This window comes from Ectobacillus polymachus (assembly GCF_048159605.1).
Classification (GTDB): Bacteria; Bacillota; Bacilli; order Bacillales; family Bacillaceae_G; genus Ectobacillus; species Ectobacillus polymachus.
This window is the reverse complement of sequence record NZ_JBLREB010000002.1, coordinates 71,227-86,305: the sequence shown is the minus strand read 5'-3', so window position 1 is coordinate 86,305 and position 15,079 is coordinate 71,227. Positions and strand designations below refer to the sequence as shown.

General features: G+C 36.8%; 12 protein-coding genes. 3 read left to right on the top strand and 9 right to left on the bottom strand.

Features of this window, described 5'->3' with window-relative positions; translation table 11 throughout:
- Window positions 1-23: 23 nt before the first annotated feature.
- From ACM5BR_RS11045 to trhA, 6 genes are all read right to left on the bottom strand, one after another.
- Window positions 24-788: a CAP domain-containing protein gene (locus ACM5BR_RS11045; protein WP_416827961.1), complete on the bottom strand. Its 765-nt coding sequence runs from the start codon at window positions 786-788 to the stop codon at window positions 24-26.
- 201 nt (window positions 789-989) lie between these two features.
- A complete protein-coding gene (locus tag ACM5BR_RS11040) occupies window positions 990-1,622 on the bottom strand; it encodes a FusB/FusC family EF-G-binding protein (protein ID WP_416827960.1) in 633 nt (210 codons plus the stop codon).
- Window positions 1,623-1,758: 136 nt separating this feature from the next.
- Entirely contained in the window at window positions 1,759-2,025 is a 267-nt protein-coding gene (locus ACM5BR_RS11035; RefSeq protein ID WP_416827959.1) for a CD3324 family protein, read from the bottom strand.
- 206 nt (window positions 2,026-2,231) lie between these two features.
- A complete protein-coding gene (locus ACM5BR_RS11030; protein WP_416828582.1) occupies window positions 2,232-3,026 on the bottom strand; it encodes an aldo/keto reductase in 795 nt (264 codons plus the stop codon).
- Between the two features lie 57 nt (window positions 3,027-3,083).
- Window positions 3,084-4,202: a hypothetical protein gene (locus tag ACM5BR_RS11025; RefSeq protein ID WP_416827958.1), complete on the bottom strand. Its 1,119-nt coding sequence runs from the start codon at window positions 4,200-4,202 to the stop codon at window positions 3,084-3,086.
- Window positions 4,203-4,376: 174 nt separating this feature from the next.
- Window positions 4,377-5,024: a PAQR family membrane homeostasis protein TrhA gene (gene trhA, locus ACM5BR_RS11020; protein ID WP_416827957.1), complete on the bottom strand. Its 648-nt coding sequence runs from the start codon at window positions 5,022-5,024 to the stop codon at window positions 4,377-4,379.
- A gap of 157 nt (window positions 5,025-5,181) precedes the next feature.
- Between trhA and ACM5BR_RS11015 the strand changes: the two genes are divergently transcribed.
- Window positions 5,182-5,754 carry a DUF1836 domain-containing protein gene (locus ACM5BR_RS11015; protein ID WP_416828581.1) on the top strand — a complete coding sequence of 191 codons (573 nt, stop codon included), beginning with the start codon at window positions 5,182-5,184 and terminating at the stop codon, window positions 5,752-5,754.
- A gap of 24 nt (window positions 5,755-5,778) precedes the next feature.
- Here the strand turns inward: ACM5BR_RS11015 and ACM5BR_RS11010 are convergent, their stop codons facing one another.
- The 3 genes from ACM5BR_RS11010 to ACM5BR_RS11000 form a co-directional block, all read right to left on the bottom strand.
- A complete protein-coding gene (locus ACM5BR_RS11010; protein ID WP_416827956.1) occupies window positions 5,779-7,455 on the bottom strand; it encodes a 6-pyruvoyl-tetrahydropterin synthase-related protein in 1,677 nt (558 codons plus the stop codon).
- A gap of 49 nt (window positions 7,456-7,504) precedes the next feature.
- Window positions 7,505-8,278, bottom strand: coding sequence for an ABC transporter substrate-binding protein (locus ACM5BR_RS11005; protein WP_416827955.1), 774 nt, complete (start codon window positions 8,276-8,278; stop codon window positions 7,505-7,507).
- A 375-nt stretch (window positions 8,279-8,653) separates the two neighbouring features.
- Complete coding sequence (locus ACM5BR_RS11000) at window positions 8,654-11,506, bottom strand: GW domain-containing glycosaminoglycan-binding protein (RefSeq protein WP_416827954.1); 2,853 nt, start codon at window positions 11,504-11,506, stop codon at window positions 8,654-8,656.
- A 320-nt stretch (window positions 11,507-11,826) separates the two neighbouring features.
- Between ACM5BR_RS11000 and acsA the strand changes: the two genes are divergently transcribed.
- Both acsA and ACM5BR_RS10990 read left to right on the top strand, forming a co-directional pair.
- Window positions 11,827-13,548: an acetate--CoA ligase gene (gene acsA, locus ACM5BR_RS10995; protein ID WP_416827953.1), complete on the top strand. Its 1,722-nt coding sequence runs from the start codon at window positions 11,827-11,829 to the stop codon at window positions 13,546-13,548.
- 268 nt (window positions 13,549-13,816) lie between these two features.
- Window positions 13,817-15,067, top strand: a complete 1,251-nt coding sequence (locus ACM5BR_RS10990; RefSeq protein WP_416827952.1) for a glycosyltransferase family 4 protein — start codon at window positions 13,817-13,819, stop codon at window positions 15,065-15,067.
- Window positions 15,068-15,079 lie beyond the last annotated feature (12 nt).

Genomic DNA, 15,079 nt, shown 5'->3' with positions numbered 1-15,079 from the left:
GGTTAATCCTCCTACTTGTTTGTTTATTTACCAATGAATTCTTGTGACCAATAATCCTTCGTTGTTGTATGGCCTACACCAATTTTCGTGTAGTTTGCATTTAAAATGTTAGCACGGTGACCCGCACTGTTCATCCAAGCTTGTACAACTTCCTCTGGGGAAGTTTGTCCTTGGGCAATATTTTCACCAGCATAAGAATAAGTAATACCAAATATTCTCATCATATCAAATGGTGATCCATACGTAGGGCTTGTGTGAGAAAAGTAATTTTTGTTAAGCATGTCATTTGATTTCTCTTGAGCCATACTTGCTAATGTATTATCAATTTGAAGATCAGGAAGACCATTTTTACGTCGCTGATCATTTGTTAATTGAACAACCTTGGCTTCCGCGCTATCAACAGCCGCATTAGCAGGTGCCGGTGGCGCCGCTGGTTTTGGTGCAGTAGTTCCTTGGTATTGGCATGGACATAAACCAGTATTCGTCGTATATTGCGGAGAATATGCAACGGGAGTTGGTGTTATATTTCCTTTACCTGTGTTAGAGCGCATGTACTCATTTTTTGGTACATTATCTGTCGGAGTACCTGTAGTTCCTGGTGTTCCTGTAGTTCCTGGTGTTCCTATAGTTCCTGGTGTTCCTGGACGTGCTGACTGATTGGTAGTAACCGGATTTTGTCGATTGTCACTTGCAGTGTTCATTCTGTTTGTGTTATATCCACAACCACTTATCCCAAGTACAAGAACGGAAAGAACAGCAATTTTTGAAACATAATAAAAAATTCTCACCTAAATCCTCCTTCATTATGAACTCTTTTCGCTTTTTATTATTAGCTATCGTGAGGAAGAGATTCTAGGTAAGTAACTCCTATACTGGAAATGATGTTCACCTGCAAATGGGGAGATTATGAAAAGGAGGGATGAACAAAAATCTACCACTAAACGTATACCCTCCAGCCGTTAACAGAAAATAAATTCGTACTTCGTTCCTTAAGCATGTATTTCAAAAAAATCATGCAATTTCTTCATTGAAGTAAGATTGTTATTACACTTCTGACTATCTACGCATATATAATTTCCTTTTGTTGTAAATGTACCAATGCTTGAACCTTTTACCTTAGATACAAACATACCTAGTTCTTCATGATGATTACATATAGCACAGATTCCTTTCTTATTTATACTTGTAAAAGAACCATGTAATCCCAGCAACTTATTCTCGTATTTCGTTATCATATATCTCTTATTCGATCCTTTATCATTCCAGCTGACATATGAAATTTCTTTCAAATCAGCATTTTCAAAATCAGGTCTTTTTAACTTCTTTACTTTTGGAAATACTTTCTTTATCATTTGTGCTGTTATATTCGGGAACGGAATTACATATTGCTGTACTTGTAATAAATACTCATCAGCAGCTGCTCTATCTGTAACAATGGCAATTTTATCAATAACCTGTCTTTGCTCTTCGTTCATTTTACATACTAGTGATACTTTCTCAGAGGTAAGTTCCGTTAATGCGGAAAGAACAGCAGGATCATTGCTAGTTGCATATCCATTTATTACTATTTGTATTTGTGACTTAATAAAGTTGAACTGGTCACTTCTTAAAAAAGGTTTCAATTTCAGCACCCCGATCGTTATTTATTCTCCTTTTACTATAAAAGAGTAAGAAATGCTCTTCAATGCCAAGAACAATTCTAAAATAAACATGACATAAAAAAAAAGCACCGATAATTGGTGCCTAATTTCGCCGTTTCTATTTCTTTGCATAAACAATTTTTTTAATCGTTTCTACCGAAAGAAAATATCCCTCCGCTAATTGATTCAGATTCTTACCATTTTTAAAAGCTTGCTTAATAGCGATGTTTCTATCATCAAGTATCTTTCTTGATCCAGAACATGTTCCCCATTTATGATGAGTTCGTTCTGGTTTCGGTATATATATTGTTTCTCCCTGCACATATTTTTGTATTTCAGCAATTAATGTTTCAGGTAAAACAGTGGTTGCCTTTACATATTTCATTTCTGCCAGCCCCTTATTTATTAAATTTCAAATAAGGTGCAAAGCCTATGACATTTGAAATGAGATACGCTTACCGGGCGATTCATAAATCATCTACCCCATGCAAAGTATCGCCTTTCCAATACTAGGCTTTGCATGAGACGCTGCAGAGCTTGGCAATATCATCATAGCCATTCCCATCACCTCCCTAGCGTTAATAAACCTCTTTATTTCACATTAAATTCGTCTGGATCTGGACCTTTCCGTTTATTTTGATTTAAACCATCTATCTTCTTCATATCTTCCGATTGAATAGTAAAATCAAACACATTGAAATTTTCCTCAATACGAGATGGCGTAACAGATTTTGGAATGACAATTACATTATTTTGCAAATGCCAACGAATAATTATTTGAGCCGGTGTTTTTTCATATTTAGTAGCAAGCTTTGTAATTACTTCATTGTGCAGCACTTCGCCGCCTTGCATTAAGGGACTCCATGCTTCTACAAACATATTATGCTCTGTGCAGTATACTCGTAATTTTTCTTGCGTCAAAAACGGATGACATTCTATTTGATTTAATACGGGCTTCACCTTACAATTTGCAAGCAATTCTTCAAGATGATGAATATGGAAGTTGCATACACCAATAGCACGCACACGTCCTTCTTTGTATAATGTCTCTAACGCACGATAGGTATCAAGAAATTTGTTTTCAGCTGGCATTGGCCAATGAATTAAATACAAATCAATATAATCTAAGCCAAGTTTTTCTAAGCTTGTTTCAAATGCCTGCAGCGTACTTTCATAGCCTTGGTCACTGTTCCACACTTTTGTTGTAATAAATAGTTCTTCACGCGGAACATTTGATTCTCGAATCGCTTCGCCAACACCGCGTTCGTTTTTATAAACTGCTGCTGTATCAATGGCACGATAGCCAGTAGCAATAGCATGTTTTACGGCATGCTTTACTTGTTCTCCGTCTTCCACTCTCCAAACACCAAACCCAAGCTGAGGCATTTTTACACCATTGTTTAATGTAATATACAAGCTTATACCCTCTTTCTTTTCGATTTTCTATAAAAACCAAGCATGGTGCGTATACGTCCACGCCCCCATAAATGAAATTACAGTAAAGAAAAGCAAGACAATCCATTGAAGCGGTTTTGATAAAGACACCGCCATTATACCATATATAGGAAAAATCACACTTAAATAACGGAATGTACTAAATAAAGGAGCATCCTTTGTACCAAAACAAAGGTTAACCAACACATTCGCGACTACATAAATAATGATTGCTATACGTTCCCACGGTATAATGGATCGGACTTTCCATACACTTACAAGACCCCAGAACGAGAAGAGAAGGCTGGCAATCCATAATGCCTGTCTAGATTCACGCAGATCTGTCCATAGGTTCGCATGAAATCCATCAATAAACTGTGTCCATGGTAATGTCCAATAATGATGCCAGTTTTCCCCTTGGGTTGAAGAGTACACAAAAGGATCACCAAAAATAAAATAAAGCAAAACCATATATGCAACTAATCCAGCAAAGCAGCTTATTCCCCAGACTAACGCACGCCCCACCGATTGCCACTTTCTCTTTACAATAGAATAGATGAAGAAAACGAATGGAAATATCCCAAATAACAATGCTGTGCCGCGTGTAGTTGCAACCAATGCTGCAAACAGTGCTGCATACCCCCATCTTCCTTTTACAGCCATATGAAGGGAAGCCAGAGCAAAGAGGACTGTCCATAACTCTGTATAAATCGTAGCATAATAAATAGAAGCTGGATTCAGTGCGAAAAACAATAATCCCATTGTCACTTGCCATTTATTCAAATTCATTCTGATGAAAAACTCTCGTAATAAATACAAGCATATAAAAAATCCAATAGCAGTAATTCCAAACACAATATATACATTATGTACTATTTTTATAAGTGCAGGTACAAATGGAAAATAGGCTGCTGCAGTCGTATTCTCATACCCAAAATTTGCAATATGGATATACCACAGACTATCCCACTGAATCCAATGACTAGCGTATTCGTTAAATTCCATACCTACATAAGACGTATCCTTATAAAAGGGGACTAGCGTTGCTATAAATAAAATAAGATAATGTACGATGAATGGAATGAGTAAAGATCGTATTTCGATACTCTTCCTCGCTTTTTGTAACATTTTCTAAATTCACTCCTCTATGCTGTATTCTCACTTGTCCATTATACGATAGGAATACTCTTAGCCAATTAAGAGAATGTATATTTTTTTAATACAGAACAGCCTTTTTTCTAATACACGCGAAAAAAAACCAGGATATGTATCCTGGCCTTTGTCTTTCTATATTCAGGTTTGTTAAATAACATAGAAGTATATGCAAAGGAAATGAGCTAAGCTTCCAAGTAAGACAAAGATATGAAAAATCTCATGGAAACCAAAATAGGTAGATTTCATCCATTTTGGCTTGGTTGCATAAATAATACCGCCAATCGTATAGAATCCTCCACCAAGCAGTAAAAGGAAGATTCCAGCCATACTTAGCTTTGCTGCTAATGACCCGAAATAAAATACGATGATATATCCCATTGCGATATAAATAACTGTCGACAACCATCTTGGACAACGAAACCAAAACATTTTAAATAAAATACCACTTAGCGCAATGCCGTACACAATCCAAAATAATAACAAGCCTTTCTCATCACGTAATGTTATTAAGCAAAAAGGAGCATATGTCCCAGCAATTAGGACGAAAATCATGGAATGATCTAACCTTCTAAAAAAATAAATGATCCGATCCTTCGCAATGACCGTATGGTATGTTGTAGAAGCAGCATACAAAAGCATCATGCCGACACCAAATAGAATGACTGCAGCCAATGCATATCCTGACGGCATGATCATCGAAACCTTCACAATCATTACAACAAGAGCAACAACAGAAAAAATGGCACCGGCGAAATGGGTTAATGCATTAACCGGCTCTCTTACATAAGCATTCACTATAACAGCCCCTCACATACCATAATGTAGTTTTTATAACTACTTAAAATTATATATGTATTTAATTTGTTAGTCAATATTTACAATTTATGCGTTTCATACTACTATAAATGGGGTTATTGCTATCTGATTGTAAAAAAACACAGAAATGAGGATCATCATGGAACTTAATCAATTGATAGAGGCATTACACGTAGATAAAGTCATTACACTTGAAGATATCCCAAATGTTGACTTATATGTAGATCAAGTTGTCCAGCTTTTTGAGAACAGCTACCAAATGACAACACGCAAACCAGACGAAAAAGTACTTACAAAAACGATGATTAACAACTACGCTAAGGGAAAATTATTTTTCCCTATTAAAAGTAAAAAGTATACGAAACATCATATCATTCTTATTAGCTTAATTTATCAATTAAAAGGATCTCTATCCATTAATGACATCAAAAGCGTATTGGATGAACTAAATAATAAGCTGATCACCGAAGAGGATTTTGATCTCGCTGCTCTCTACACCAGCTTTCTTCACCTAACAGAAAAAAATGTTGAAAATTTCAAAGAGGATATACAAAAACGACTCGAAGAGGTAAAAGAAGAAACGGATGTATTTGAAGATGAAAAACTAGAACAATTGTTATTAGTAAGCTCTTTTGTAACGATTAGTAATTTATATAGACGGTTAGCAGAGAAAATTGTAGATGAAATGAATGATGCTACGAAGAAGTAGCATCATTCATTAGACTGAAGCTTTTTATTTGCTTGCGAGAGCACGCTTCTTTCTCGCTATTCTGTCGAATACCACTACGATAATAAATACGATGAAAGAAACTCCAGAAATATATTTACTTATCTTCTGAATCGATGTACCTGCATAATAAAAGTTCACTGATCCTGTCCCTTGCGGCAATTCCATCGTAGCTAAATTCGTCATGCCTGCATATACGGGAACCTTCGTCGTTTTCCCGTTTTCCGTTATTTGTGCTTCATAGCCTTTATAATAAATGATTGGCATCGCAATCTCGCCATTACTCGTGTTATTAAAATGAAATGTGATATGATTACCATCTTTATTGAAGTTATCATAATGAATATTTTCATTTACATAAAGCGCCCTACTATCCGGAGCAATATCACTCATTCTAACTCCCGTTGGTAAATACTCTTTCCCAATTCCTATATTAGCTGTATTGGATAAAATGGCATCTGCGTTTGGTTCACGAACTTCATAGCTCGTTTGATACATCAAACTCATGTTAGTTATGAAAACGGTAGTAAAGAACAAAACATATACAAGCCACTTTTTCTCAGTCCGCTTCAATATTTCATTTAGATACATAGAAGATCCAATTGCTAAGAAAAATGTAGCAAATACCATATATCGCCATGGAAACTGGATTGCGTTTAGAGGTGTGCTTCCAAATAGCATCCATGGGAATACTTTACTGCATACGACCAACGTAATAAATCCGCCGATTGTGAAATAGTCTCCCGGAATGATTTTCTTTTCAAATACAAGCAAGCGTACAATGGGAGTGATTAATACAAGAAGTCCTATGTTCACAACACCACTTCTGGCATCTTCATTGTTTAAAGAATGAATAATCATATCTCCTAGATTCACTCCTGTATCTGGTACATTGAAGACAGGAGCCCATTGTGAAAAAAGCGGCTGAGCTTTCATTTGCTCAAACATAGGTAAGGTCATGAATAGAGTAAGACCCACCACAAAACAAGCAGATATCGCGATCCATAATACAATATTCAAATTGTTCTTCCATTTTTGAAAGCTCACTATAAATAACGCAAAGAGAACCGTGCTAATCATCAATGTCGAAACAACATGAGAAAGAATAAGGGCGCACATTCCTAATACTAACCAATACCAAACATTTTTCTGTCTATATATCATCATATAAAAGGAGGCAAGAACGACTGGAACAAATGCAAAGGCAATCGTTTCTCCTAAGGCAGCTCTATTATATGTATCGATGAAATGATAAGACGAAAGTGTATACATAATGCTAGCGAAAAGACTAATGATACGAGACTGCGAAATCCCTTTCGCTGAAAGATACGATAGAACAAACGTTAAAAATGTCATAACAAGAAGCAAGAATTTATATGCTTTTACAACATTATCCGTTACAAATATTTGAAATAAAGAGGCAATATATAAGAATGTATTCGAATAAAAAGTATCTACTGCATAGCCAAATCCTTCTAAATAACGCGTGTTAATATAAGGATACCAATTCCCGCTTTTTATATTATCTGTTAAACCTTGTATTCGCAGCATATGAAATCCTTGGTCCGCCCCAAGTGGAATTCCTCTTTCAAACAGTAAGCTATTACTAAATATAGAAAGGACCACAAATACAAATAACAATGCTATATTCCATATCCAAAAACTCTTTAGACCTGGCTTCATTTAAAGTAACTCCTTTTTCTTCATGTATTCCTTATTCATCGAGGCCTGCTTATCTAAACCACTTAGCCTTGATCTTATTCATTGTACCATCGCTTTCCATCTCATTTAGCTTCTCGTTTATTGTGTTTACAAGATCCGAGTTACCTTTTCGAAACATCAAGCCAACCTGTTGCTTTTCAGGAAATGTATACCCAACATTTATATCATTAATCTGTTTATCTACTAGATAACGCTGAATTACATCGCGATCAAATATCATATATTTGGATTTCCCATTTTCAAGATTCTGCATCCCATCTGCAAATGTTTCTCCTTGAATAATATACATTTTATAATTTCGTGCTAATGAAGCATAGTAAGACGTAATTGGCAATGTAATAGCCGTATTTTTTAGATTCCCTAAATTAAGTGCTTTCTTTTGTCCATCTTTTTCAACAATCACCGTTTCTGTATCCTTATAGGCCTTAGAGAAATCATATGTCTTTTGGCGATCTTTCGTAATTTCAATATGACCAGTAGCTACATCAAATCGTTGTGAGCTTAAACCAGCAAACAAAGAATCCCAATTAGAATAATAATACTTGGTTTTAACGCCCATTCGTTTGGCTACCTCTTCCATAACATCAATATCAAATCCAGATAAAGTCCCGTCTTTATCTAGGAACGCATATATAGGAACAGAGGGATCTAATCCAATTTTCAATTCCTTCGATTCATTTATTTGCGCAAGCGGTGTCTTTCCGTTACTTAGCTTATCTTGACCACAGCCTGCTGTTACTAGCATTAATACTAGTGTCAAAACAATGCAACTTATTTTTTTCATGCGAATATGCTCCAATCCTATAATCGTAGCTACTAAGAGTCCGTCCGTATGTATTCTATAGTAGAGTATAAAGTGAAACTTTCCAACCTGCTTGAAGCAGTGTCGATCTTAACTAACTTATCTTATTTTTAATGAGTAGTAGTGCGATTCATTGCAATCCATATTATTGTACATTATGAGAAAAACTGCAATATCTGACCCTCTTCTATTGTAACCCGATTTCATAAGTATATTGTCGAAAATTTTATGATCTATTGCTTCAATTATATACAACCATAAGCTTTTAATCTCTTCAATTGATGTAAAAAAAGAAAAATCGTACCAATAAACCTCTAAGGTACGATTTTTCTTTCTATAATCTATAGCATTACTAACTTAATACGAAATGGCCCTTCTGCCTTGGGTTGACCAATTACTATAAAAATCATCCTTACTCATGGAAGCATTTTTCTCACCAGTCCAAGGATCATTATAATATATATTATTTGCGTCGAATCCCGTCAAGGTAATCGCATGAACGGAAAATCCATGCATGGTCATCCATACTACAACAGGGTGATTCTTCATAAGCTGGCTCTCTACATCTTGACCCGTTAAGTCAACAGCGCTTCCTGCATATTTTCTGACAAGATTCATGAGTGCAGGTGGATAAATTGTCCATCCCCCCCCATACGGACTTCCTACGTATCCTTGGTTTGGATCATATGCTGAGTACGGCATTTCATTTGCAAGCTGGACCTTGTCCACATTTGCACCTGCATATTGCAGCATCATCGTTACAGAAGTTATCTCGCAACCATCCACCAAGTCACGCAGCGGATTCGTAAAATCGCGCTGTTCAACAAGAGGTACATTCATCAATGGATAGATTGCTCCTATGCTAATGGCTCTACTATCGATCCATCCTGTGCTGCCATTATATTCGAAACGATACCAAGTTACGCCATTTAAGTCGATCTGCGATGTTAAATGAAGATTTTTGTAAGCAAAATCAGATGCAGAGCCCACATAGCTTGCGTGTTGCAATCCATATGGCACGCTCCAAACCGCATGATTATTTGGATTGCTGACATGCCCTATATTATCGATGATTTGCACATTCGTTGCATTTGAAATCACACGTGAATCAATCCAACCAATCGTTTGATTATCTACAGCGAAATAATACCAATGCACACCATCTTTATCTAAGCTACGGACTAGTTGAATAGGACGACCTGCATAGTTACTTGCTGAGCCTACATAATTTGCACCATTTTCTCCATACGGCACTGTCCATATCCCATTACCATCTGTATCACCAAGTAATACCCATTTATTTTCATTACTGATATTGGTTACACCATTTGAAAATACGCTCGCATCAACCCATCCCATTACTTGATCGCCGAGTTTAATTTTGTTCCATAAAGTCGTGCCTTTCGTAATGCTTTGGATAACCGTGATTGGTTGATAGCTATACTCGTCTGTATAGCCAAGAAAAGTAGCTCCATACTCCCCATACGGTACACTCCAAATACCGTCGCCTCTCGTAGAAGCTCCAATAACTGCTGGATGATTCTCATCCTTTACATTTCCTAAATCAGACAATGATGTACCACTATCGATCCATCCTAACAGACGGCCATCCTTTTGAATTTGATACCACAAGACATTGCCTCGCTGCACCGTTTTAACAACCTGTACATTTTCAAAAGCATAATCATTTGTGCTACCTACATACTCCGCACCGTTAATCCCATAAGGTGTTGACCATATCCCATTATTATACGTACTTCCAATAGTTACAGAAAAATTTACATCGTTAGCATCACCCGTACTATCCAACGCACGGCTATCGATCCATCCCATTACTTGACCGCCTAGCGAAAACTCGTACCATTGTACAGAATCCTTCATGGCACTTTTTACAAGGACAATATCCTCATACGCATAAGCATCTGTTGAATCAATATATCCTGCACCATCTAAACCATATGGCATCGTCCATATACCATTTGTACCCGTAACACCCATAACGGCATTTTGATTGATTTCTTGTATATTGGTTAACTCACTTAATACGCTACTATCGATCCATCCTATAACCGTACCATCGATAGAAAACTGATACCACTGTACACCATTTAATGACATTTTCTGAATGAGTTTTATATCTTTCCCTACATAATCATTCGTAGAACCAATGTACGACGCACCATCTAAACCATAAGGTATAGACCATACTCCATTATCTTTTGTTCGTTTCACCAATTGATTTTCATTTACAGAATCTATAGTAGGAATCGAATCAACTGCTCTGCTATCAATCCATCCTATAGGCTTACCATTCACTTGCATATAATACCAAGTTACATCCCCACTTTGAATAAGAGAGGTAATATGAACAATCGTCCCTCTATACAAGCTTATATCACCTAAATAAGAAGCAGTAGGTTCACCATAGGGACGAGTCCATATACCATGACCTGTTCTCGTACCAATTAAAGCATCAATACTTACAGGTTGCTCTTGCGCAGTTTGTACAGCTTGTGGTGGCTGAGATGCTTGTGGTGCTTGTGGCACTGTAGCATTGTTTACAGGAAGCTGTACAATGCTCTTCGCTTCCTCCAACAAACCATTATTCGTAATACTAGAGGAAATTGTAATCATCCCACTAAAAGGCTTTGTCGCTAGCTTTAATGAAAAATGACCATCTGGCCCAATTACACTCTGATCTATAATCTGATTATTATCGCCAAGTAGCGTTACATTTACATTCGCTAATCCTGTTCCTGTAATCGTATCACTCGTTATAGGATCTACTTTCGGGAGTATATCTTTCACAGAAACCGTTAGTTGTTCATTTGCAGCTGAATCTGAATGGAGCGAAAGAATTTGCAGAGATTCACCGGCAACTTGTTTCGGAATAGCAATTTTAAAAGTACCATCCGATCCAACCACACCTTCCCCAATCTTACCTCCACCATTATTTACTTGAATTTGTAAACCGGCTGTACTATGTCCCACCAACACAGTAGTCTCATTCGTTACCATTCCATCCAAAGCAAGTGGAACCATCCCCTGTACACTTGAACTTGTATTCTGAACATTCTGAGTAGCAGAACTTGAAATAGGTTGACTATCTGCCATCGCAGGCGAGGATAATACTACCATTGCGCCTGTAACACCTATCAACGAGACAACTGCTTTGCTACACAATTTTAAATTTATCTTACTAGTATTCAAGTACGTATTCTCCTTCTTATTTTCTTTCCTATTATTCTATCAATATCGTTCTATGTTTCCTATCATTCTCTCCTTGATATTCAATAAAAAAACGACATCATTATATCAGATTTTTATCTTTAAAAGAAAGGGGAAAATACCTGTTTCTTTTGACAAACAAGCTTTTTACGTTAGCTATTTCTTAAACGGCTCCCCTAAAATTGACAAAAAACTTCGAATTTTATATATTTTTATCATATTATCTATTGTTATATAGTATATAATTGTTCTATAATCTGTTATATAACAATCGTTATATAAAAAATGAGGGGGTATTGGGAATGAACGATACGGCAAAGGGAGTCAATCTCGATACGATTGATATGACTGCAAATCTTAAAGACTATGATAAAGCGGTAAAAGAAATGGATTGGAACCGTGTTGAACAGGATTTCACTTGGTCAAAAACAGGGAAAGTCAACATGGTGTATGAAGCGATTGATCGTCATGTGGATGAAGGAAAAGGGGATAAAAAGGCTTTTATTTATTGTGACAGTAATCGCAATGAAGAATATACATTTTCTGATTTAAGAAATTTATCCTGTCAATTTGCAAATGGACTTCGCTCACATGGAGTTGAAAAAGGCGATCGGGTCTTTATTTTCATGCCTCGTAGTCCAGAGCTTTATATTTCCATGTTAGGGATTTTGAGAATTGGGGCAATTGCAGGACCTATGTTTGAGGCATTTATGGAAGAAGCGGTAAAGGATAGATTATTAGATAGCGGTGCAAAGGCAGTTGTCACTACACCTGAACTATTAAAAAGAATCCCTGTACAGGATTTACCTAATTTACAATATGTCATTTTAGTTGGAGCTGATAAAGCAACAGCTGATAATCAACTTTTATATCAAGACTTATTGAAAAGCTCCGATGAATATGTAATCGAATGGGTAGACCGCGAAGATGGAATGTTATTAATCTATACTTCAGGTTCTACAGGAAAACCTAAAGGAGTATTACAAGTTCACGATGCCATGATTCATCAGTATGTAGCTGGTAAATGGGTGTATGATTTGAAAGAAGACGATATCTATTGGTGTACAGCAGACCCAGGCTGGGTTACCGGTACGTCAGCAGGAATGTGGTCTCCGTGGTTGAATGGAGTAACAAATGTACTTCGCGGAGGACGATTTGATGCAAATGAATGGTTCGCTACGTTAGAAAAGTATGAAGTAACCGTATGGTTTAGTGCGCCAACTGCTTTACGATTACTAATGAGCAGCGGGATGGATCTTCCTAAGAAATATGACTTATCCAAGCTTCGTCATATCTTATCAGCAGGAGAGCCGTTAAATCCTGAAGTAATCCGTTGGGGCCTTGAAACATTCAACTTACGAATTCATGATAATTGGTGGATGACGGAAACCGGAGCATCCATTTGTGCGAATTTCCGTTGTAATCCAATCCGACCAGGATCAATGGGAAAACCATTACCTGGAATTGAAGTTACGATTATTGATGATAGCGGAAATGAACTTCCACCTGACCACATGGGGAATCTTGCTATTAAACCAAAATGGCCAGCGATGGTTCGAACAATCTGGAATAATCCTGAGCGTTATGAACTATATTTCTTAAAAGGATGGTTTGTAACAGGTGACTCCGCTTATATGGATAAGGACGGGTACTTTTGGTTCGAAGGCCGCGTAGATGATGTAATCAATACGTCTGGAGAACGCGTTGGACCGTTTGAAGTAGAAAGCAAGCTTGTAGAACATCCTGCTATTGTAGAAGCTGGCGTTATCGGAGTACCAGATCCTGTTCGCGGGGAAGTAATTAAAGCCTTTATTACATTGCATGATGGATATGTCGAAAGCCAGGAATTATTAGACGATATCCGCAATTTTGTAAAAACAAAACTTGCAGCTCATGCAGCACCTCGTTTATTTGAAGTACGTAAATCCATTCCAAAAACACGCTCTGGAAAAATTATGCGCCGTGTTCTAAAAGCATGGGAGCTTGGACTTCCAACAGGTGATTTGTCTACAATGGAAGATTAATCATAAAAATATCGCTAACACCAAAATACCCCACTTTTATTTAAAAGTGGGGTATTTCCTTTTAACTCTCTCGTAATATTTCTCTAAAAAGTCCCTTAACAGCGATATGAACCATACAATAGGGTATTCGATAAAGTGAAACTTCCCTCGGTGGGGGTTTTTTCTCATCCCCCACTGAGGGGTCAGCCCGACCAATCGGGCTTTTACGGGATTAAAAGGGCATCAGAAGGATGAAATCTTAATAATCCTTTGTTAAGGAGAGCATGAGATGAAAAGAATATTGGTCTTAAACCATTTCCCTACAGTATATCCCCCGACAAGCGGCGGTACATTGAGATACTTCCATTTTTATCATCGACTTAGTCAATATTATGATATTACCCTGTTGTCTCAGACCTATCGCCGCGAATTACATGTAATTGAATTTACCCCCACATTTAGGGAATATCAAGTTGAAAGAGATGTTCTCCATGAACAAATGAACATGGATATGGAAAATCAAAACAGTTACGAATCTGCATTAATTATGAATGTTAAGCTTTCCCAATATCCAACGGTATACAAAAAGTATTTTGATATCTTATATAAAAGCAGTGATATTATTATCCACGAATCGCCTTATTTATTAGGGTATGACCAATATTTTGGCCTAGATCATAAACTAAGAATTTATAGTAGTCAAAATCATGAATATGTATTAGCAGATCAGCTTTGGGAAAATAAAAAAGCTAGGGAGTTCCTTCCTTGTATTTACGAATTAGAGAAGAAATTAGTGGAAAATGCTGATTTGGTATTTGCCACCTCTTGGCAAGAAAGGGACAGCTTTTCTACTATGTACAAGATAGATCCGATAAAAATAAAGCTAGCACCGAATGGCATTCATCCTGAAGACTGGGTTCGCACCGAAACAACATCGAACACAAGACTGAAGGCATTTTTCATTGGAGCAGAGTATCCTCCTAACATCGAATCCGTTCATTACATCCTTCATCATCTCGCGGATCACTGTCCGCAAATAGATTTTATTATAGCAGGTGGATGCTGTAACCCTTTTCAGCGGTTAAAAAAACCTACTATTAAACATGGAAGGAGAGTCAAAAATAAAGAAAAACCAAAGCCATTTAAGCCCAACGTTCAGTTAGTAGGAAGAGTGAATGAGGAAGAAAAATTAAAACTATTTGCAAGTGTTGATATTGCCATCAATCCAATGTTTAAAGGCGCAGGTGTTAATCTAAAAACGCTTGAATTTTTGTCTTCAGGCATTCCCTTATTCTCTACTAATTTTGGAGTTAGGGGACTAAACCTCATTGATGGAAAACATTATATTCATGCAGAACGAGAGAATTTTGCGGAAAAACTTAATGAATTTTATCTTGATAAAGAATATTTAAAAGAGATCTCTACACGCGGGCAAACATATATTCATGACAACTATTCATGGCACAATATTGCAAAAAGTGTTCAGGTTGAGATAGATGATGCCATAAATAAAAAAGCAGTCTGTGACAAGCAATCATGATATTTCCCATAC